A 21,637-nucleotide genomic window follows, 5' to 3' on the forward strand; every position below is an offset into this window, starting at 1 on the left:
TTTAGAGGCGAAAGGTCTGTTTGCCGGTATGGGGCGCAGGGGGTGGGCATGCGTACGAGCCAGCGCGCATGGGACGGAAAAAATGTGCGCCGTCCGGCGATATGCAGGACGGCGCAGGCGGGGATGTGGGAAAGGTGGATGTTTCCGCGCGGTTCTACGGGGCGGTGGTCTTGACCGGCGCGCGGAAGGAACCCGGCATGGAAAGGCCCCGGTCGGGCTGGGGGGACCAGCAAAGGGCGGCCCCGACACGGCGCATGGCGGCGTGGGCCATCAGGCCTTGCGGCGGCAGCGGGAGAGGAACAGGGCCAGCGCCAGCACGGCGGCGGCGCCCCCCATCCACGAAGAAACGTTGAGCGGCAGGTTCAGGCCGATGCGGGCATGGCAGATGTAGGTGGCGCACACGGCGGTCATGAAGCTGGCGGGCAGGCTGGCCGGCCAGTGGAACACGCCCCCCCGCGCCATGAATGCCGCGACCGTCCACAGCACCAGCGTTGCCAGCACCTGGTTGGCCCAGCCGAAGTAGCGCCAGATCACCTCGAAGTTGACCTGCGACAAGATGGCCCCCAGCGCGAACAGCGGCACGGCGATGAGCAGGCGGCGGCCACGTTTTCTCTGCTGTATGCCGAGCACGTCGGCGATGGTCAGGCGGGCGGAGCGGAAGGCCGTGTCGCCAGAGGTGATGGGCAGCACGATGACCCCCAGGATGGCCAGAATGCCGCCCGCCGGGCCCATCAGTTCCATGGATACGTCGTTGACCACCTTGCCCGGCCCCCCGGCGGCGATGGCGGCCTGCAACTTCGCGGGGTCGGGGTACAGGGCCATGCCAAGGGTGGCCCAGATGAGCGCCAGTGCGCCCTCGACGATCATGGCCCCGTAGAACACGGGCAGCCCGCTGCGTTCGTCGGGCAGACAGCGGGCCATCAGGGGCGATTGGGTGGCGTGAAAGCCGGAAATGGCCCCGCAGGCGATGGTGATGAACAGCAGCGGCCACATGGGCAGGTCCGGGGGGGGGGCGGCCCAGGCCAGGGGGGCGCTGGTGGCGTACCCTGTCACGAACAGGGCGGCGGTAAGGCCCACGGCCATGACCAGCAGCGAACCAGCGAAGATGGGGTAGACCCGCCCGATGAGCACGTCTATGGGCAGGATGGTGGCCAGGAAATAGTAGGCGAAGATGACCACCACCCAGGTCATCACCGGTATGGTGGTCATGTCCGACAGCAGGCGCGCCGGGCCGGTGACGAACACCACCCCCACCAGCACGACCACCACCAGCGAGAAGACCTGCATGAAGCGGCGCATGGAGGCGCCCAGATGGTCGCCCACCACGTCGGGCAGTGAAAGGCCGCCCCGCCGCACGGAAAGCATGCCCGAAAAATAGTCGTGCACCCCCCCGGCGAAGATGGACCCAAGCACGATCCACACCAGCGCCCATGGCCCGTACAGCGCGCCCAGGATGGGCCCGTACACCGGACCGATGCCCGCGATGTTCAGCAACTGGATGAGAAAGACGCTCTTGGCGGGCATCTTCACGTAGTCCACCCCGTCGGCCATGGTGCAGGCGGGGGTGGGCCGGGCGTTGTCCGGGCGCATCAGGCGCGCCATCAGGCGGCCGTAGAGAAGGTAGCCGCAGAGAAGTGCGGCAAGGCTTATGGCAAGGTATGCCCCGGGCGGCATGGGTGCTCCTTGGAGAGATGGCGCGGACGGCATGGTGGCCGACGACCGGCGGGAAAATACCCGCAACCGCGGCGCATGGCAACGCGGCGCGGGGGACGCACGCGGGGAGGGCCAGGGGAGCGCGGCAGGCCGTTCCGCCCGGCGCTACTGCAACTGCTGGCGGGGAATGCGGAACGAGATGCGCGTGCCCCGGCCGGGTTCGCTGTCGATGCGCATGGCGTAGGAGGGGCCGTACATCTGCACCAGCCGCTGGTTGCAGTTGCGCGCGCCGATGCCGTCGTTCAGGCTTTCCCCGACGGCGGCGGGGCAATCATGCACGGCCTGCATGGCCTGCGCGGCGTGGGGGCCAAGGTCGCTGGCGGCGGGGGCCAGGATGGCGCTGCGGGTGTCGTCGTCCATGCCCGCGCCGTCGTCCTCCACGGTAACCAGCAGGTGGTCCCCGTCGGCGTGGGCCGAAAGGCGCACCAGCCCGCCTTCCTCGCGGGCCAGGATGCCGTGGCGCACGCTGTTTTCCACCAGCGGCTGGATGAGCAGCGGCGGAATCAGCCAGTCGGCCGTGCCGGGGGCCAGGTCGATGTCGGCGCGGATGCGGTCGCCGAAGCGGGCCTGCTCGATGACCAGGTACGAACGGACCTGCTCCAGTTCCTCGGACAGGCGGATGGCCCCCCGGCTGGAATCGAGGTTGCGGCGCATGTACCGGGCCAGGTCCAGGATCAGGTCGCGCGCCTGGCCGGGCGCGGTGCGGCAGAACGAGGCCACCGTGTTCAGCGAATTGAACAGGAAGTGCGGGTTGATCTGGGCCTGCAAGCGCCGGATTTCGGCGCGGGCGATGAGCTGGTTCTTGATGCCTATCTCCTCCAGTTCGATCTGGGTGGAGAACAGGTCCGCCAGCCCCTTGGCCAGTTCGAAGCGGGTCTGGTCGAGCGGGCGCTTCTTGGTGCCGTACAGCTTCAGGCACCCCAGAATCTCGCCGCCCTTGCGCAGCGGCACGATGATGGCGTCGGTCAGCGGGCAGCCGGGCTGGCGGCAGCCGATGGAATCCCGGTCGCGCACGAACAGCGGCTCCCCCGTTTCCGCCACCCGCCGGGTGGCCAGCGTGCGCACCTGAAAGCCGGGCATGTGGTGGTCGCCCCCGGCGCCCACGTGGGCCAGCACCATGTCGCCCCCGGTCAGGGCCACGGCGGCCACGTGGGTTTCGTCCAGGATGATCTCCGCCGTGGCCTGGGCGGAGGCGCGCGTGAGGCCCGCGCGCAGGTGCGACAGCGTCCGGTTGGCGATGGACAGGATCTGCCGGGCCTGCGTGGAATCGCGCAGGTCGCGGAAATGCAGTTGCAGGCGCAGGGCCTGCACGAACAGCGCGGCCCCCATGGCGTTGATGAGGATCATGGGCAGGCTGATCACCCGCACCAGTTCCACGGCCTCGGTGAACGGCTCGGCCAGCCCCAGCACGAGGGCCATGTGGTAGGTTTCGCCCACCAGTCCCAGGGTCAGGGCCGTGGCCCAGTCCAGCCGCCGTTCCGGAAAGCGCCATGCCACAAGCCCGGCCAGCACCCCTTCGCTGAGCGTGGCGAGGCCGCACGGCACCGCGCTGAACCCGCCCACGTCGATGAGGTAGCGGTGCCCGGCGGCGATGAGCCCGGCCCCCGCGCCCACCACCGGCCCGCCGAACAGCCCGGCGGTGATCACGCCCATGGCCCGCAGGTTGGCGAACGACTGGAACACGAAGTTGCCGGTGTAGGTGCCGAGAATGCCGAACAGCCCGAACATGACCACCAGCAGGGCCGTGGCCCACAACGGGCGCGAACGGCCCGGCCCCACCTTGTCCAGCGGGGCGAAGGTCATGATGGCGAAGCCCCCGGCCAGCAGCAGGCCGAAGCGCTGGGTGAGGGTGATGAACAGTTCGGGAACGTGGGGTGAGAGTATCGGGTCCATGCTGCGTCCTTGCTAGACGCCAAGCCGGGCGCGAAAATCCCGCGCGCGGTTGCGGCTGACGGTGACCTCGGTGCGGTCCGCGTCGTTCATGACGATATGGTACTTGCCGTTGATCCACGGCGAAAATTCGGCAATGCGCTCCAGATTCACCAGCACGGCCCGGTTCACCCGAAAGAACGGCAGCCCGGCCAGGCGTTCTTCAGCGCGGGCCAGGGTGTTCATGTTGTGGCAGGGCAGGCGGCCTTCGTCGGTGACGGCCACGATGCGCTTTTCCTCGGCCTCTATCATCACCACGTCGCGCGTGGGTATGAGGCTGATGCGCCCCCCGTGCTCGACAGCCAGACGGTCCACGGGCAGGCGGTCCATCGGCTTGGCGTGCCCCAGCGCGCCCAGCAGGGTGGCCATGGCGTTCTGCAGAGGATGCGCCCCGTCGGCGGCCAGACGGCCGCGCACCCGGTCCAGGCAGCGGGCAAGGCGGCTGGGGGCCACGGGTTTCAGCAGGTAGTCGAGGGCGTTTTCCTCAAAGGCGCGGATGGCGTGCTGGTCGAAGGCGGTGACGAAGACGAACAGCGGGGCGGCCTCGCCCGACTGCACCCTGGGCAGCAATTGGGCCTCGCGCAGCACGTGGAAGCCGTCGTGCCCCGGCATCTGGATGTCCTGGAGCACCAGGTCGAACCGTTCGTCGGCCAGCTTGCGCAGCGCCTCCGCCGCCGACGCGGCCTCGGCCGACTCCACGTCGGGGTGGGCCGAGAGCAGGTAGGCCAGTTCGTCCCTGGCGGGGCGTTCGTCATCGACGATGAGGACGCGGATGGTCATGGCAAGCCTTTCTGTGGGACGGCCGTTTGGGAAAGGAATCCATTGGGGGGGCGCGGTGGCGCCGGCGGCGCCCGGTGTCCGGTGTCAGGTGACTGGGCGCGGAAGGCAGTGCCGGGGGCAACTGCGCACCCGCCGACGCGTGCGCTGGCGGTGGCCCTTTGCGCCTATCTAGCGCCGGGCAGGGGGGCTGTCCAGAGGGGCGGAAAGGGCCTGAAAACGCGCCGCGCGGGCCTGTGCGGCGCGCGCGGCAAAAGATGGTCGCGGCGGCTGCGGGGCTTCGCCTATTCCATGGTCCGGGCCACGTCCACCGTGGCGTTGCGGGCAATGCCCACCACGTCGAACACGGTGGACAGATTGGGGGAAACCCCGGTGATGCGCACGGCGCGCCCCAGGCTGCTGGCGTGGCGCACCAGTTCCGCCAGCACGGCGATGCCCGCGCCGTTCACCGACACGGAAGGCTCGAAGTCCAGCACCACGGTGGGCGCGCCGGTCAGCAGCGCCTCTTCGAACACGTGGCGCAGCACCGGTTCGGCCGGGCTGTTCACCGTGCCGCGAATGCGCACCACGGCGGCTTTGTCCAGTGCCGCCGCGCCCGCGTCCCCGCCGTCCTGCGCGGCGTCGGTATTCGCGATTCCCGGCCCGGCCACCAGGCGGATTTCCTCTTCCTTGGCGCGCTTGAGGCGGATGCGTTCCTCGGCCCGGGCCAGGGCGTGTTCCAGCGCCTCGCGCCGCACCGGCTTGTTGATGAAGTCGGTGGCGTCCAGGTGCAGCGATTCTATGGCCAGTTCGGTGTCGCCGTGGCCGGTGATGACGATGACCTCGATGCGCGGATCGGCCTCCTTCAGGGCGCGCAGCACGTCCATGCCGTCGATGCCAGGCATCTTGATGTCGGTCAGCACCACGTCGGGGCGCTCGCGGTCGAAGCGGATCAACCCTTCCTCGCCGGATTCGGCCGCGATGGGCTCATGCCCCAGCGCCTCCAGCAACAGGCCGAACATCTTCAGGGTGGGCACCTCGTCGTCAATCACCAGAATGCGCATGGCTGTCGTCCTTCTTCCCGCCGTGGGGCGGGGTATCGCGGTGGGCGGGCAGGCGCACGTGGAACGCGGTGCCCTTGCCCTCTGTGCTTTCGATGCGGATGTCGCCGCCGTAGTCGCGCACGATGCCGTACACGATGGCGAGCCCCAGGCCCATGCCCTGGCCCGTGACCTTGGTGGTGAAAAACGGTTGGAATATCTGGTCGCGCAGGGCTTCGGGAATGCCCGCGCCGTTGTCGGCCACGGTGGCCACCACGGTATCGCCCTCGGCCCGCGTGGAGATGGTGATCACTCCGCGCAGGCCCCCGTCGGTGCGGGCCCGGTCCAGGATGGCGTCGCGCGCGTTGGTCACCAGGTTGAAGAACACCTGCTGCAAGCGGTTCTCGTGCGCGCGCACCGGGGGCAGGCCCTCGGCCAGGTCCAGCTTCACCTCCACGTTCTGGAGCAGGAACTGGCGCTCCACCAGCGGCAGCACGGCGCGGGTGGGCCGGTTGATGTCCAGCGGCTCGATGACCGAATCGGACTTGCGGCCGAAGGAGCGCAGGGTGTTGATGATCTCCGTGGCGCGGTCCACCTGGGTGCAGATGTCGCGCGCCACCTCGTGCAGGCGCGACTGCGGCACCGGCAGCCCCTGCTCGATGACCAGCGACAGAAAGTCGCTGCCCATGCGGATGGCGTTGAGCGGCTGGTTCAGTTCGTGGGCCACCCCGGCGGACATTTCGCCCAGCGACTTCATCTTGGCCGCCTGGATGATCTGGGCGTCCTTGTCCATCATTTCGGTGATGTCGGTGGTGGACACGATGATGGCGGGCCGCCCGCGATAGCTGATGGGGCAGGCGTGCAGATTGACGTGGAACACGCTGCCGTCCTTGCGCACCTGCATGGCCTTGGGAATGTTCAGGCAGCCGCCCGCCGCGTCGCCCCCGTCGAACACGGTGTCGAACACGGCGCTGCACTCGCGCACGGCGTCGCCGCCCAGCACGGTGAGGGGCAGGCCCTTCAGTTCCGCGCGGGTGTAGCCGTACATCTCCACGGCGCGCGGGTTGGCGTCCAGAATGCGCAGGTCGGTGCAGTCCACCACGAAGATGGGGTCCGGCCCGCTGTCGAACAGCGAGCGGTACTTGCCCTCCGATTCCTGCAACCGCTTGCGGTACAGCCGGATGGACCACACCATGTTGCGGAACGAGTCGGCCAGCTGGATCACCTCGTCGCCGCCGCGCTTGCGGTAGAACACGCAGGTGACGCAGCGGTGCAGTTTTTCCGGCTCGTGTATGTCGGGGGCGGGGCGCACGCGGCGCTGCTCGTCAAAGTGCCAGCACGGCAGGTCGGTGTCGCTGTAGGCCGGGCAGTCGTGGATGTCCCAGCCCGCGTCGGGCACGTCGAGGTCCACGGCGGTGTTGAAGTTGCCGCGTGAAAGATCGTCGGAAATGCGCGTCAGCCGCGTGACCGGCGCGGTGATGTACCGGGCGAGGTAATGGCTGATGAAGAAGGTGATCACCACCACCGCCGTGATGAACCCCAGAAAGGTCACCCGCAGCTTGCCCACCAGGCTGTCCATGTGGTCCTTGCTCAGGCCCACGTGCACGTCGCCGATGCGGTACAGCCCCTCCTTCACCGGCACGGCGATGTCGTAGGCCGACATGCCGAACACGTCCACCAATTGCACGCTCTTGGCCGCCCCGTCGGCCAGGGGGTTGGCCGTGCGCAGGTATTCGGGAAAGGGCTTGATGAAGGTGTGGGCCAGCACCGCGCCTTGCGGGTCGGTGACGAAGATGTAGGCGATGAACTGGTGCCGTTCGCGCAGTTGGGCCTCGTCGAAGATCAGCCCCACGAGCTGCGCGGCGTCGTTGTCCAGGATGTACCCCGCCCCGCGCGCGGCAACGCTGTGCGCGATGGCCGCCCCGCGCAGCTCCAGTTCCGCCGTCAGGCCGGAGACCAGGATCCACCGGGCCAGCAGGGCGATGGTGCCGCTGATGGCCATGATGACCACCAGGATGGTGATGAAGAACTTCTGTTGCAGCCCCAGGCGCTGGAAACGGCGCAGGATCATGGCAGCGCCCCCGCTGGCCGCCCGTCGGCGGATCGTTCTTCCGCAGGCTGTTCCTGTTCGGGCTGGGGAGCCGTGGCTTCCGGCGCGGGACCGCCCGCCCGGCCGGACAGGGCCACGGGCAGGGGGCGCACCTCGCGGAAATCGCGGATCAGGTCGAAGCGGCCGTCCTGCAGCCGGGTGAAGTACACCTGGTTCATGCCCTGGCGGCTTTCGGGCGAGAAGGACACGTAGGTGCTGCCGCCCAGGGGGTAGTCGCGCAGCGATTCCAGCGCCTGCACCAAGCCTTCGCGGGTCAGGTCGCGCCCGGCGCGGCGCAGCCCCTCCACCAGGATGCGCGCGTTGACGTAACCCTCAAGACCGATGGTGTTGGGGGCCTCGTCGGGAAAGTAGCGGCGCAGCAGTTGCACGTAGTCTGCGGCGGCGGCCAGCAGGTCCGGGGTTTCGCGCGCGCCGGGCGGGGGCACCACCTGCGACATGATCACCGGATTGACCGGCGAGTTGCCCAGCAGGCGGGCCAGTTCCTCTGCCCCGGTGAACGACAGGCAGTGGAACACCGCGTGCAGCCCCGCCTGTTCCGCCAGCCGGATGAACCGGGCCGAGGGCTCGTAGGTGCCCACCATGACCACGGCCTGGGCGTCGGATGCCAGGATGCGGCGCAGCCCTTCCTCCACCTTGGTGGTGCCGCGCACGTACGAGCCGCGCGCCACCGGGGCCAGGCCCAGTTCGCGCAGGGCTATTTCCGTACCGGTCAGCCCGTCGAAGCCGTAGGCGTCGTACTGGTAGAACACGGCGATGCGCGTCAGCCCCAGGTCGCGCACCAGGTGGCGCACGGCGGCCGCCGTTTCCTGGTAGTACGAGGCGCGCACGTTGAACACGTAGCGGTTGAAGGGCTCGCGCAGACCGTTGGCCCCGGTGAACATGCCCACCAGCGGGATGCGCGCCTCCTCCACCAGCGGCAGCACGCGCATGGTGGTGGGCGTGCCCACGTAGCTGAACAGGGCGAACACGTCGCCGTCGATGAGAAAGCGCTGGGTGTTGGTCAGGCAACGGGGCGGGTCGTAGCCGTCGTCGGCGGCGGTGACCAGGATGCGCCGCCCATGCACCCCGCCGGTGTCGTTGACGTGGTTGATGTATGACAGCGCGCCGCGCAGGGTCTGCACCCCAAGATAGCTGGCGTGCCCGGTGAGGGCTAGCGACGAGGCGAGGTGGATGGCGTCGTCGGTGACGCCGGGCGTTCCGGTGTGGTCCGGTTGGCGCGGGTTGTCGGTGTTGCAGGCGGCAAGGAAGGGGCACAGCGCCAGCAGGAGCAGCACGGGCAGAAGCAGCGCGCGGCGCAAAGTGGCGCGGCGGCGCGGCCCGAACCCGTCAGACCGGATGCCTCCGGTGAGCCCGATGGGCTCGGTGGCCCGGGCTCCGTTTGCCAAAGAGGGCTGGTGGGCCGGGCAGCGGGGGGCGGTGCGCGGTGGTGCGGTGCGCGGGGTCACTCTTGCTCCCTTGCGTGTGGTGCGGGCGGATCGATATCGCGCCGAGCGGACTGTAGCCTGACGACGGCGGAAAGTTCAAGGGCGCGCGACGTGCGTCCAAAGGGGGCAAAGCGGCGGGCACGACTGGCGAAATGTCTGCCGTGGCGCGAAAACCGGCGCGGGGTGTCGGTTGCTGGGCGGTGGCGCTGCACGCGCCCCGTTGTCAGGAATGCGGAGCGGGGCTACACTTTTTGATGGCGCCACGGAACGTGGCCCGGCGTCGGCCCCCTCTTGCCGCGCCCACCCACAGGAGCCCGGATGACCTTCGTTCCTTATCGCGATGCAGGGCGTGCGTCCCCACGCAAGAGCGCAGGGGGGGCTGCACGGCTGGTCGCCCTGTTCCGCTTCGGGCTGCCTGTGGCGGCCTGCCTGCTGGTGCTGGCCGCCAGCCTGGTCCGCGCCGCCGATGGGGGGCAGGCCGCCTCGCCGTCCGCCGTGTCTTCCGTGCCTTCGGGCTCACCCCAGGGCGCGCCCCAGGCCGCCGTGCTGCCGGGGCCGCAGGACGCATGGCCCGAGGGCGCGGCCTTTCCGGACATCGCCCTTGCCATGCCGTCGCCGGATGCGGGCTGGAACGGAGGGGCGGACGTGGCCGTGCCCGCGCCCCTGCCGGGAGAAACCCCGGCCCGCGGCCAGATGTTCCGTCTGTCCGACCTGCGAGGCCAGGTGTTCATCGTCAACCTGTACAGCTGGTTCTGCGCCCCCTGCCAGGAAGAAGCCCCGGCCCTGCGGGCGCTGGACGCGCGCATTTCGTCCGCCGGGCCGGGGGGGCTGGCCGGGCGGGTGCGCCTGGTGGGCATTGCCGCCGGGGACGACTGGAACCTGGTGCAGTCCTTTCGCCAGCGGCACGGGCTGGTCTTTCCCCTGTTCGCCGATCCGGAACTGGCCCTGCACGGCCAGCTTGGCGGCCTGCCGGTGCCGTTTACCTGGGTGGTGCGGCGCGAGGCCGACGGATTCCGCGTGCTGTTCACCCTGTCCGGCGCGCTCACCGGCACCCCGGCCCAATTTCTGGACCGCGTGCTGGCGGCGGCCGGGCCGTTGCCGTGAGCATGGGGCATGCCGGCCGCGAGGACGGGGGCGCATTGCGCCCACGGGGTGACTTGGGCTACCAGAAGAATATGGAATCGCTGCATGAAGAGCCGTGCCTGGCCTCGGAAGAGGCGGCCCTTGCCCACCTGCTGGACCATTGCTGGCCGGGCGGGCGCAGCTTCTGTCCGCGCTGCGGCGGCGGGCGGCTGTACGAACTGTCGGCCGGGCGCTGGCGCTGCGCGGGCTGCAAATACACCTTCCATCCCTTTTCCGGCCGCTGGATCAACAACGGCAACCTCACGCCGCTGACCTGGCTGCGCCTGCTGCACCTGTACGCGGGCGAGGCCACGGTGCATACCCTGGCCGCAGAACTGGGCCTTTCCTACAACGCCGCCTACAAGGCGGTGACCACGGCGCGCTTCGCCATCCTGGCTCACGCCCCCGACGCCCGGCAACTGCTGGGGCCGGAAACCGGCCTTGGCAGCTACCTGAAGGGCAAGAAGCTGACGGGCGAACCCAGGGGCGGCGGCGGACAGATGTCCATTCCGGTGTTCGGCATCCTGGAGCGCAACGGGTGGGTGTTCATCGACCTTGTGTCCGGGCTGTCCGCCGAGACGGTGTTCCATTTCAACCACAATTTCCACCTGCGCATCGAGCGGGCGGGCAACCTGGTGCACACCGCCCCCTACCGCCACTATGACGCGCTGGTGCTGTGCGGCGATGATTCGCTGCCCTACGAGTACATCCGGCGGCGGGCCGACGGCCCGGCGGAACCGCCGGGCGAGTTCTGGAAATTCGCCGGAGGGCGGCTGCGGGCCTTCAAGGGCGTGTCGCCGCAGCGTTTCCCGCTGTACCTGAAGGAACTGGAATTCCGCTTCAACCACCGGCGGGAGAACCTGTTCGCCACGCTGGTGCGCTACCTGTGCGATATGGTGCCCGACGTGCCGGAGATGGACGAGGCCAGGTAGAGCCCCCTGAGCGATACTGACCCGAGGGACAGCCCCCTGCGTGTGGGTGGCGGGCGGTCCTTCCCGCCCCCGCCCCCGCCCCCGTGCCCCGCATTCCACCCACACCCCCGCCGTCACCACGCGTACCGGCCAGACGTCCCTTTTTTGCACCCGACTCGTGATTTTTTGTCCCGCATCCGGATTTCTGGAGGCGGGGCTTTTTTATTGGTTACGGTGTGTTGCGATGAGGGGTGCGGTGGTTGGGGCAGTGTGGTGTGGTGTCAAAGCGTAATTATATGTTTTCTGACATCATGTAACAGCCGCGAATGACGGCACAAAAAAACGCGCCGTGGTGCAGGACCGTGCGCAGGAAACACGGCATTGATGCGCCGCACAGTCACGCCTAACACCGTGCTCTAACAGGAAAGATGTCCCGTTTGCGCCGCCGGGAACGGCGCGGAGGGGGCAGGGCGCGGCATGTGGCCGTGCCCACAGGGAAAGGGGACCACCATGTTCGCATACCCTGCAACACATGAGGTGCCGGGGGAGACCCCGCTGCCGTTCTCGGGCCTGGGACACGATCTGGGGCTTGCGGCATCGCACGCCCGACTGCTGGCATGGATCCCCGTGCGGCGGCCGCGCGATGCCAGGCCGCATGCGGCGTGGCGGCGCGTTACGGCGCGTGCGTGCCGCAGCGCGGGCTACGCGCTGCAGATCGAACTGGGCAGGGAAACAAGAGGGCGCTGAGCCGGGCGCGCCACGGCGCACTCCGGCCCAGCGCTCTTGCGGCAACGGTGCATCCGGTACGCAAGGAGGCATGATGACTGTCAATCGCAGGCAATTTCTCAAGCTGAGCGCGGGCGCCACCCTGGCGGGCGCGTTCGGCGGGCTGGGGATCAGCCTTGCGCCCTCGGTGGCGCGGGCCGAACTCCAGAAACTCCAGTGGGCCAAGCAGACCACCTCGATCTGCTGTTACTGTGCGGTGGGCTGCGGGCTCATCGTCCATACCGCCAAGAATGGTGACGGCCGCGCCGTCAACGTGGAAGGCGACCCGGACCATCCCATCAACGAAGGTTCGCTGTGCCCCAAGGGCGCGTCCATCTTCCAGCTGGGTGAAAACAACGCCCGCTCGCCCAAGCCCCTGTACCGCGCGCCCAACAGCGGCGAGTGGAAGGAAGTGGAATGGGACTGGGCGTTGAGCGAAATCGCCAAGCGCGTCAAGAAGACCCGCGACGAATCCTTCCAACTGGCCAACGCGGCCGGTGAAAAGGTGAACCGGACGGAGGCCATCGCCTCGTTCGGCTCCGCCGCCATGGACAACGAGGAATGCTGGGCCTACCAGGTCATCCTCAGAAGCCTCGGCCTGGTGTTCATCGAACATCAGGCGCGGATCTGACACAGCCCCACTGTACCGGCTCTGGCAGAGTCGTTCGGTCGCGGCGCGATGACGAATCACTGGAACGATCTTGCGAACAGTGATTGTGTGTTGATCATGGGCAGCAACGCTGCCGAAAACCACCCCATTTCCTTCAAGTGGGTGCTGCGCGCGCAGGACAAGGGCGCCACGGTCATTCACGTGGACCCGCGCTTCACGCGCACGTCGGCCAAGGCCGACATCTACGCCCCCATCCGGTCGGGCGCGGACATCCCCTTCCTTGGCGGCCTCATCAAGTACATCCTCGAGAACAAGCTGTATTTCGAGGAGTACGTGAGCGAGTACACCAACGCCTCGCTCATCGTGGGCGAGAAGTTCTCGTTCAAGGACGGCCTGTTCAGCGGCTACGACGCGGACAAGCGCAAGTACGACAAGTCGCAGTGGGCCTTCGAACTGGATGAGAACGGCGTGCCCAGGCGCGATCCGTCGCTGAAGCACCCCCGGTGCGTCTTCAACCTGATGAAGAAGCACTACGAACGCTACACCGTGGACAAGGTGGCCGACATCACCGGCACGCCCAAGGACCTCATCCTGAAGGTCTACAAGGCCTACGCGGCCACGGGCAAGGCGGACAAGGCGGGCACCATCATGTACGCCATGGGCTGGACGCAGCACTCCGTGGGCGTGCAGAACATCCGCGCCATGGCCATGATCCAGCTGTTGCTGGGCAACATCGGCGTGGCGGGCGGCGGCGTGAACGCGCTGCGCGGCGAATCCAACGTGCAGGGGTCCACCGACCAGGGCCTGCTGTCCCACATCTGGCCCGGCTACAACCCCACGCCCACCACCAAGGCCTCTACGCTCGACGCCTACAACGCGGCCACGCCGCAATCCAAAGATCCCATGAGCGTGAACTGGTGGCAGAACCGGCCCAAATACATGGCCAGCTACCTGAAGGCCCTGTTCCCGGATCTTGCCCCGGCGGACGCCTACGACATCATGCCCAAGCTCGATGCGTCCAAGCCCGCCACCTACTACTTCTGGCTGAACATCTTCGACAAGATGGACAAGGGCGACGTGAAGGGCTGCTTCGCTTGGGGCATGAACCCCGCCTGCGGCGGCGCCAATGCCAACAAGAACCGGCGCGCGCTGGGCAAGCTGGACTGGCTGGTGAACGTGAACATCTTCGAGAACGAAACATCGTCGTTCTGGAAGGGCCCGGGCATGAAGCCCGAGGAAATCGGCACGGAAGTGTTCTTCCTGCCGTGCGCCGTGTCCATCGAGAAGGAAGGCTCGGTGGCCAACTCCGGCCGCTGGATGCAGTGGCGCTATCGCGGGCCGAAGCCCTGGGGCGAAACCAAGCCCGACGGCGACATCATGCTCGAGATGATGCACAAGATCCGCGACATCTACGCCAAGGAAGGCGGCGTGCACGCCGACCCCATCCTGAAGCTGAACATCAAGGACTGGGAGGAACACAACGAGTTCTCCCCGGCCAAGACCGCCAAGCTCATGAACGGCTACTTCCTGAAGGACGTGGAAGTGGGCGGCAAGCAGTTCAAGGCCGGGCAGCAGGTGCCCTCGTTCGCCTTCCTGACGGCGGACGGCTCCACCTGTTCCGGCAACTGGCTGCATGCCGGGTCGTTCACCGACGCGGGCAACATGATGGCCCGCCGCGACACCGCGCAGACCCCCGAGCAGGCGCGCATCGGCCTGTTCCCCAACTGGTCGTTCAGCTGGCCGGTGAACCGGCGCATCATCTACAACCGCGCCTCCGTGGACAAGACCGGCAAGCCGTGGAACCCGGCCAAGGCCGTCATCGAATGGAAGGACGGCAAGTGGGTGGGCGACGTGGTGGACGGCGGCGGCGACCCCGGCGCCAAGCACCCCTTCATCATGCAGACGCACGGCTTCGGCGCGCTGTACGGCCCTGGCCGCGAGGAAGGTCCCTTCCCCGAGCACTACGAACCGCTGGAGTGCCCGGTTTCCAAGAACCCGTTCTCGAAGCAGCTGCACAACCCGGTGGCCTTCAAGATCGAGGGCGAAAAGGCGGCGGTGTGCGATCCGAAGTACCCCTTCATCGGCACCACCTACCGCGTCACCGAACACTGGCAGACCGGCCTGATGACCCGCCGCTGCGCGTGGCTGGTGGAGGCGGAGCCCGAGATCTTCGCCGAAGTCAGCAAGGAACTGGCCAAGCTGCGCGGCATCAAGAACGGCGACCGTGTCAAGGTATCCAGCCTGCGCGGCTCGCTGGAGGCGGTGGCCATCGTCACCGAGCGCATCAAGCCCTACAAGGTCATGGGCGCGGAGATCCACATGGTGGGCCTGCCCTGGCACTACGGCTGGATGGTGCCCAGGAACGGCGGCGACACGGCCAACCTGCTCACGCCGTCGGCGGGCGACCCGAACACCGGCATCCCCGAGACCAAGGCGTTCATGGTCGACATCCGCAAGGTGGGAGGTAAGTAGTCATGGGAAAGATGTTCTTCATCGACCTTACCCGCTGCACCGGCTGCCGCGGCTGCCAGATAGCCTGCAAGCAGTGGAAGAACCTGCCCGCCGAGGAAACCCGCAACACCGGTTCGCACCAGAACCCGCCGGACCTCTCGTACGTCACCCTGAAGACGGTGCGCTTCGAGGAAGGCGTGTTCGACAAGAAGATGGACTGGCTGTTCTTTCCCGAACAGTGCCGCCACTGCGTCGAGCCCCCCTGCAAGGGCCAGGCGGACGTGGACCTGGAAGGCGCGGTGCTGAAGGACGAGGCCACCGGGGCCGTCCTGTTCACCGAGCTCACCGCCAAGGTGGACGGCGACATGGTGCGCTCTGCCTGCCCGTATGACATCCCGCGCAAGGACGCTGCCACCGGCCTGCTGTCCAAGTGCGACATGTGCAACGACCGGGTGCAGAACGGCCTGCTGCCCGCCTGCGTGAAAACCTGCCCCACCGGGTGCATGAACTTCGGCGACGAGGCGGAAATGTCCGCCCTGGCCGAAAAGCGCCTGGCCGAGGTGAAGAAGAAGTACCCCAAGGCCGTCCTGGGCGACCCCAACGACGTGCGCGTGGTGTACCTGTTCCAGCGCGACCCCAAGAGCTACTTCGAGCACGCCGTGGCGGAACTGGAATCCGGCCCGCTCACCCGCAAGCAACTGTTCGCCAGGCTGTTCCGGGTGCGTGCGTAGCTGAAGACGAGCATTGACCAGACCCGCCGCGCCGGTCTTCGGACAGGCGCGGCGGGCTTGTGTTTTCCTATCATCCCTGCCTCCTTGGGCGCGGGGGCGGTTTCCCGCCTTCCCCCGTGCCGGGCGTCGCGGACGACCATGCACATGGTTGCCCGTCGTCGCGCAAGGCGGCATCCCGCGCCGTCCGTGCCTGCCACCCATGGCGGGTGCGGGCGGCGTTCCTTTTTTCCGCTCCGGCTTGTGCCGGAACCGGGGCAACGCTAGGATGAAACCAGTTAGGAGGGCAGGGGGCGCACGCCCCGCACCGCACCAGCCACAGGGAGGACGCCGTGAAGGCAGTGAGCATCATCGGGTTCAAGAATTCGGGCAAGACCACCTGCACGGCGCTGCTGGCCGACGCGCTGGAGGCGCGCGGCCTGACCGTGGCCGTGGCCAAGCACACCCACCACAACCTGGACAAGGCGGAAACCGACACCGCCCGCCTGATGAAGCCGGGCCGCACGGTCATCGGCATCGCCGAGGGGGAATGCGCGGTGTTCTGGTCCACCCGGCGGCACCTGGCCGACCTGCTGCCGCTGGTGCGCGCCGACGTGCTGCTGGTGGAGGGCGGCAAGAGCCTGGGCTGGCTGCCGCGCGTACTGTGCCTGCGCGAGGCGGGCGAGGCGCAGGCGCTGGACAGGGGGCTGGCCCTGGCCACCTTCGGCGCGGTGGAGGCAGAGGGGCTGCCCCGTTTCGACGCCGCCAGCGTGGACGCGCTGGCGGAACTGGTGACGGAGCGCGGCTTCGTGTTGCCGGGGTTGGACTGCGGCGCGTGCGGGCAGCAGGACTGCGCCGGGTTCGCCCGCATGGTGGTGGCCCACCAGGCCGCGCCGGGCGACTGTTGTTCCGTGGACGGGCCGTTGTCCGTCACGGTGAACGGGCACCAACTGGGGCTGAACCCCTTCGTGGCGCGCATCGTGTCCGGTGCGCTGAAGGGCATGCTGGCGGAACTGAAGGGCTATTCGCCGGGGGCGGAAGTGGTCATCCGCCTTGCGGAGTAGGAATTGGCGGAAAAGCGTGTGGCCACTCCTGCGGAAAATAGTGGCAAAGATGCTCTAATGGGCAGCATTTGTTCGCTAAAAAAATCACGAAAACCTGTGGCGAAATGCTGGACTCCTGCCGGGAAGTCGACTAATCAGGAATTGTGTCTGGTTGGTTGAACAGTTTGCGCAACTGCCGGGCACACGCCGCAGCGACTGCCGTGGCCGGTCCTGTATCGGCCCGGATGGCGCGGCGGCGGGGAGACGAGAGTGCCCACGCCCCGAAAAGCGGGCCGCCGCCCTGCCCGGGGCGCTTTTGAGAGACGAGAACAACGGGGCCAGTGCTCCCGGCCCCGCCGATCATGCCTGTTCGGTTCTCCCTCTTGCCCTGCGGGGCCAGGGCGCCCACACCCCTGGCCCCCCCTCTCCTCCCTGTCGCCTTCCCTGCCCGCCCCGCGCAGTCGACGCGAATTTTTCCTATCGCCTTGCCTCCACACGGCGAATCCGCCCACCGCGCGGTCCGGCATGTCGGCAGTCCCGGACCATTCCGCGACGGCGGTGCGCGTCCGCCGGTTCCCGGTTCCGCCCGTGGCGGAACAGGCGCGACGACGCAGGACAGGCCCGGTGCCCCGTGCACCGGGCCTGTTGCCTTTTTCGGGACATGGCGGGGACGGCGCGGGCCGCGCCATGGTGCTCCTGCCCCATGAAATGAAGCCGGGCGGACACATGATCGTGTCCGCCCGGCTTGTTTGTTCGATGCCGCCTGGCCGTTGCCAGGCAAAAGAAGGGGGGAGGGGGTCAGCGCTGTCCGCTGCCCATCTGCTGGATGATGGCACGCAGGCGCTCGGCCATCAGGGCAAGCGCCCGCACGGCCTCGCTGGCCGCCTCCATGCCCCGCGCCGATTCGGCGGCCACGTCGTTCACCTCGGTCACGGCCCGGCTGATCTGGTCCGACGCGGCCGACTGCTCTTCGCTGGCGGCGGCGATGGACTGCACCTGTCCGGCGGTGTTGTCCGCGAATTCCACGATGCGCCGCAGCGCCCCGCCCGATTCCTCGGCAAGGCCCGTGGCGTCGGCCACGGCCTGGGTGGCCGTGTCCATGTTGCCCACGTTGCGCTGGGCGGCGGTCTGGATGGCCGAGATGCGCGTTTCCACTTCCTTGGTGGCGTTGGTGGTCTTTTCCGCCAGCTTGCGGACCTCGTCGGCCACCACGGCGAAGCCGCGCCCGGCGTCACCGGCGCGGGCCGCCTCGATGGCGGCGTTCAGCGCCAACAGGTTGGTCTGGTCGGCGATTTCGTTGATGACGTTGATCACCTCGCCGATGGATTCGGCGTCGCGCCCCAGCGATTGCATGTCCGCGCGCAGGCGGGTGGCGATTTCATGCACCCGCGAGATGGACTGCCCGGCGGTCTGCACCACCTGCGCGCCCTTCTGGGCCTCCTCGCGGGTGGACTTGGATGCGTCGGCGGCCAGGGTGGCGTTGCGGGCGATCTCCATGACCGTGGCGTTCATCTGGTCCATGGCGGTGGCGGTTTCGGCCATGCGGGCGCGTTGCACCTCGGCCCCGGCGCTTACCTGCTGGGTCTGGGCGGCCAGTTCCTGCGAGGCGTCGGTAAGGTCTCCGGCGATGGCGGCGGCCTCGCCAGCCACCCGGCGCATGGTTTCCACCAGCGCGCTCACTTCCTGCTCGCGGGCGGTGGCCGCGTCCATGGCGGCGCGGGCCTGCTCGGCCTGGTGGCGGGCCTCGTCGCCCTTGGCCGCGCTGTCGGTCAGGGTTTCCTTCAACCGGTCCACCATGGCCGCGAGGTCGTCGCGCAGCAGGCCAAACTCGCCCGGCAGGTTGCCCTGCGCCGTGGCGTCCAGCCTGCCCGCCGCCACCTCGCGCGAGAATGCCTGCAACACCGCCAGCGAACGGGTTATGCCAGAGATCACCGCCAGCACGAACAGGGTTATCAGAACGCCCATGCCCATCTCGATGACCGTATTCACCGTCTTGACCAGATCAGAGAGTTCATCCGCCTTGTCTTCATAGGCCTTGCGGATGTCCGCCAGGGCCGGTTCCACGGCGCGGCCCGCCTGGATCATGGCGTCGGTTTCGGCAACCACCCTGAATACCTCGTCCAGCGAGGCGTTGTAGCGGGAAAGTGTTGAGCGGCCCTTGTCGCACATGGCGGCATTGCCGGGGTCCGCCGCCGCGATGCGCTTGAGCAGCGAATCCACGGTGGCGATGTGCTTGCGGGTCTTGTCCGCCCATTGCTGTTCCTTGCGCATGAGGAAGTTCTTTTCCTGCCTGCGGGCCTGCAACAGTTCCGTGTTGGCGTCCACGGCCAGTGCGCGCAGTTCCAGGGCGTGCTCGACCTTGGCCGATCCCACCCAACTGGCGGCCACGATGGCGGCCAGGGCCACGAGAACGGAGGCAAGCAGCAGGTACAGTCTGGTTTTGATCCCCATGGGTATGCTCCTCTTTGAAAGCGGGGGCGATGGTGCGTGGCTGCGGGCGACGGGTGTCGATGGCCGGGGCCTGGTGTACTGGGGCTTCGAGGCGACCGGCATGGCATCGTGCTGTATGCGCTCACCCCGCCTTGGGTCGCTGATCCGATATGAGCAAGCTTCGTTCCATAATTCACATGTCGATGTTGCAGTTTGATTTCAGCGTGTTGGCCATTGTGTGAGCTGCCTGCCTTGCCCTGGGCCGGGGAATGCGCTACCGCTGTGAAAAGTTTTGCAACGTTTTGCATCGTTCTGCCGTTTCGGACACGCGGGCGGTTTGAAGCGGGCAGGGGGGGGCGGAATGACCACTGCGACAAGGGAAGGCATGGCTTCGGAGTTGTGGCCGCTGCTGCAGGGGCTGTTCGACCGCCCGGTGGCGGCGCGCACCCTGCTGGACCGCATCCCCCTGCCGCTGGCGTTGGTTTCGGCCGAGCGGCGGGTGGTGTTCCTGAACCAGGCTGCCTGCGCGCTGACGGCCATGTCGCGCGAACGGGCCCTGAACCTGCCGTGCCGGTACGTGTTCCGGTGCAGTCTGTGCACCGTGGGCTGCCCGCTGGACGTGGTGGACAAGTCGCCGTCCGCCGCCGTGGCCCCGGTGGCGCGCGAGGCGGACATCGTCAACGCCGACCGGGCGCGCATCCCCGTGCGGGTGACCTGCGGCGCGCTGACCGGGGCCGACGGCAGCCGGGTAGGGTATTTCGAGACGCTGGAAGACCTGCGTCTGTTCCGTCCGTCCGAGGCCCGGCCGGAATGGCCGCAGGGCTTCGGCGACATGCTGGGGCACAGCCCCGAGATGGAGCGGGTGTTCCGGCTGCTGCCGGGCATCGCGCAGACCGATTCCTCGGTGCTGGTCACCGGAGAGACGGGCACCGGCAAGGACCTGTTGGCCGAGGCGGTGCACAACGCCTCCAACCGGGCCAAGGGGCCGTTCGTCAAGGTGAACTGCGGCGCGCTGCCGGAAAGCCTGCTGGAATCGGAACTGTTCGGCCATCAGAAGGGGGCCTTCACCGGGGCGTCGGAGAACAAGCCCGGCCGGTTCCGTCTGGCTCATAACGGCACGCTGTTCCTCACCGAGGTGGGTGACCTGCCCTTGCCGTTGCAGGTCAAGCTGCTGACCTTCCTGGACGACAAGATCATCCACCCGCTGGGGTCCACGCGCGGGGTGCACGTGGACGTGCGGATCATCGCCGCCACCCACCGGGACCTGCGGGGCATGGTGCGCGAAGGGCGCTTTCGCGAGGATCTGCTGTACCGCCTGAACGTGGTGCGTTTTCACTTGCCGCCCCTGCGCGAGCGGGGCGACGACGTGGCCCTGTTTCTGGCGCACTACCTCAAGGTGTACGCGGGCATGTTCGGCAAGCGGCTCTCCGGCTTCACCCCGGCGGCGGAGCAGGTGCTGCTGCGCCATGCCTACCCCGGCAACGTGCGGGAATTGCGTAACATCGTGGAGTATTGTGTTAACGTATGCCAGGACACCCACGTGGACCTGCCGCATCTGCCCCGGTATCTGCTGGAGGAGGGCGGCGAGGCCCACGCCGAGGCGCGCGGCGGTCGGCCAGCGAGGGGCACGGCCTCGGCGGATGGCCGGGCGGAAGTGCCCCGCGCCGTATCCCCTGCCACGCCCGTTGGCGATGCGTCCGGCAGGCCCCCCGGCGTGGGAGAGGCCACGTGGACCGAGGCGGCCGGAACAGGCGCGATGGGGGCGGTTGGCGCGGGCGCGGAGGGCACCTGGGCAGACGCGGAGCGCCGCCTGATCATGGAGGCGCTGGTGCGGGCGCGGGGACGGCGCGGCGCTGCAGCCGCCGAACTGGGCTGGGCGCGCACCACGCTGTGGCGCAAGATGCGCCAGCATGGGCTGGATCAATGACCTCCGGTCCGGTGAAGGCACGCGGGCTCAGGCGCGGTTCAACAGAGACGGCCATATCCGCATCTGATGCGACAGAGGAGGTGGCGGAATGAGCGATGCAACGCCCCGGAGCAGGACAACGAAGGCACCGCCCCTGCGCGGCAACGTGTTGGTGGCCCTGCACCGCGATGCGGTGGCCCCCCGGTTCGACCGGGCCACCGAGGCGTGGCTGGGCCGCATCGACGGCGAAGGTGGGCTGGCTCGCTCGCGCACCATGGTGCTGGCCAATGCCTCGGCCGAGGAGCTGTGCCGGATCATCCTGACCGAGAACGTGACCACCGTGGTTTGCTGCGGTATCGAACAGGAATTCCACGACTATCTCACCTGGAAGCGCATCACCGTGCTGGACGGGGTGGTGGGCGGCCGCGACGCCATCATCGGCGCGCTGCTGGCGGGCACCCTCAGGTCCGACGCGGTGCTGGGCGGGGTGTAGCGCCCGTCCGGCACCCCGTCCGGCCCCGCGTCGGGCGCGACCGGGCTGGCGGTGTCTCGATGGTCATCCCCCGCACGGTGCGCCGTGTGTGTCGCAAAATGTTGCATAATGGTGCATCGTGCGTGTTCTTGCGGCTATTCGCACCCCGTCCAGTCCTGCTCGGTGCGGTCTGACCTTCTCCAACATGCCGCCACATTGTGCGAAATATTGCTGGAACAGTGATTGCT

General features: G+C 68.2%; 13 protein-coding genes and 1 pseudogene. 7 read left to right on the forward strand and 7 right to left on the reverse strand.

Going from position 1 to position 21,637, the window contains the following annotated elements:
- Nucleotides 1-270: 270 nt before the first annotated feature.
- The 6 genes from RVX_RS04320 to RVX_RS04345 form a co-directional block, all read right to left on the reverse strand.
- Nucleotides 271-1,674, reverse strand: a complete 1,404-nt coding sequence (locus RVX_RS04320; protein ID WP_116304876.1) for a carbon starvation protein A — start codon at nucleotides 1,672-1,674, stop codon at nucleotides 271-273.
- Between the two features lie 144 nt (nucleotides 1,675-1,818).
- Entirely contained in the window at nucleotides 1,819-3,606 is a 1,788-nt protein-coding gene (locus RVX_RS04325; RefSeq protein WP_172596516.1) for a LytS/YhcK type 5TM receptor domain-containing protein, read from the reverse strand.
- A 12-nt stretch (nucleotides 3,607-3,618) separates the two neighbouring features.
- Entirely contained in the window at nucleotides 3,619-4,422 is an 804-nt protein-coding gene (locus RVX_RS04330) for a LytR/AlgR family response regulator transcription factor (protein WP_116304877.1), read from the reverse strand.
- A 281-nt stretch (nucleotides 4,423-4,703) separates the two neighbouring features.
- Complete coding sequence (locus RVX_RS04335) at nucleotides 4,704-5,462, reverse strand: response regulator (RefSeq protein ID WP_116304878.1); 759 nt, start codon at nucleotides 5,460-5,462, stop codon at nucleotides 4,704-4,706.
- A complete protein-coding gene (locus tag RVX_RS04340) occupies nucleotides 5,443-7,509 on the reverse strand; it encodes an ATP-binding protein (protein ID WP_116304879.1) in 2,067 nt (688 codons plus the stop codon). Before RVX_RS04340 ends, RVX_RS04335 begins: the two co-directional genes overlap by 20 nt.
- Entirely contained in the window at nucleotides 7,506-8,846 is a 1,341-nt protein-coding gene (locus RVX_RS04345) for an ABC transporter substrate-binding protein (protein ID WP_371682103.1), read from the reverse strand. The genes RVX_RS04340 and RVX_RS04345 overlap by 4 nt, the downstream gene beginning before the upstream one ends.
- Before the next feature lie 444 nt (nucleotides 8,847-9,290).
- On the opposite strand from RVX_RS04345, the gene RVX_RS04350 reads away from it, so the two are divergent.
- The 5 genes and pseudogenes from RVX_RS04350 to RVX_RS04370 form a co-directional block, all read left to right on the forward strand.
- Complete coding sequence (locus tag RVX_RS04350) at nucleotides 9,291-10,076, forward strand: TlpA disulfide reductase family protein (RefSeq protein WP_116304880.1); 786 nt, start codon at nucleotides 9,291-9,293, stop codon at nucleotides 10,074-10,076.
- 71 nt (nucleotides 10,077-10,147) lie between these two features.
- The gene (locus RVX_RS04355; protein WP_116306338.1) at nucleotides 10,148-11,026 is read left to right on the forward strand and encodes a transposase; all 879 of its coding nucleotides are present in this window, start codon (nucleotides 10,148-10,150) and stop codon (nucleotides 11,024-11,026) included.
- Nucleotides 11,027-11,825: 799 nt separating this feature from the next.
- Nucleotides 11,826-14,852 carry a formate dehydrogenase-N subunit alpha gene (fdnG, locus tag RVX_RS04360; protein ID WP_116304881.1) on the forward strand — a complete coding sequence of 1,009 codons (3,027 nt, stop codon included), beginning with the start codon at nucleotides 11,826-11,828 and terminating at the stop codon, nucleotides 14,850-14,852.
- Between the two features lie 2 nt (nucleotides 14,853-14,854).
- Nucleotides 14,855-15,562: a 4Fe-4S dicluster domain-containing protein gene (locus tag RVX_RS04365; RefSeq protein WP_116304882.1), complete on the forward strand. Its 708-nt coding sequence runs from the start codon at nucleotides 14,855-14,857 to the stop codon at nucleotides 15,560-15,562.
- A gap of 320 nt (nucleotides 15,563-15,882) precedes the next feature.
- Nucleotides 15,883-16,602 (forward strand): annotated as a pseudogene (locus RVX_RS04370) (molybdopterin-guanine dinucleotide biosynthesis protein MobB); the annotation flags it as partial.
- 777 nt (nucleotides 16,603-17,379) lie between these two features.
- On the opposite strand, the gene RVX_RS04375 reads toward RVX_RS04370, so the two are convergent.
- Nucleotides 17,380-19,032: a methyl-accepting chemotaxis protein gene (locus RVX_RS04375; RefSeq protein ID WP_116304884.1), complete on the reverse strand. Its 1,653-nt coding sequence runs from the start codon at nucleotides 19,030-19,032 to the stop codon at nucleotides 17,380-17,382.
- 340 nt (nucleotides 19,033-19,372) lie between these two features.
- On the opposite strand from RVX_RS04375, the gene RVX_RS04380 reads away from it, so the two are divergent.
- A complete protein-coding gene (locus RVX_RS04380) occupies nucleotides 19,373-20,938 on the forward strand; it encodes a sigma-54 interaction domain-containing protein (RefSeq protein WP_230404367.1) in 1,566 nt (521 codons plus the stop codon).
- Nucleotides 20,939-21,026: 88 nt separating this feature from the next.
- Nucleotides 21,027-21,410 carry a dinitrogenase iron-molybdenum cofactor biosynthesis protein gene (locus RVX_RS04385; protein ID WP_230404370.1) on the forward strand — a complete coding sequence of 128 codons (384 nt, stop codon included), beginning with the start codon at nucleotides 21,027-21,029 and terminating at the stop codon, nucleotides 21,408-21,410.
- The last annotated feature ends 227 nt before the right edge of the window (nucleotides 21,411-21,637 follow it).

It is taken from the genome of Nitratidesulfovibrio sp. HK-II (assembly GCF_003402415.2).
Lineage (GTDB): Bacteria > Desulfobacterota > Desulfovibrionia > Desulfovibrionales > Desulfovibrionaceae > Cupidesulfovibrio.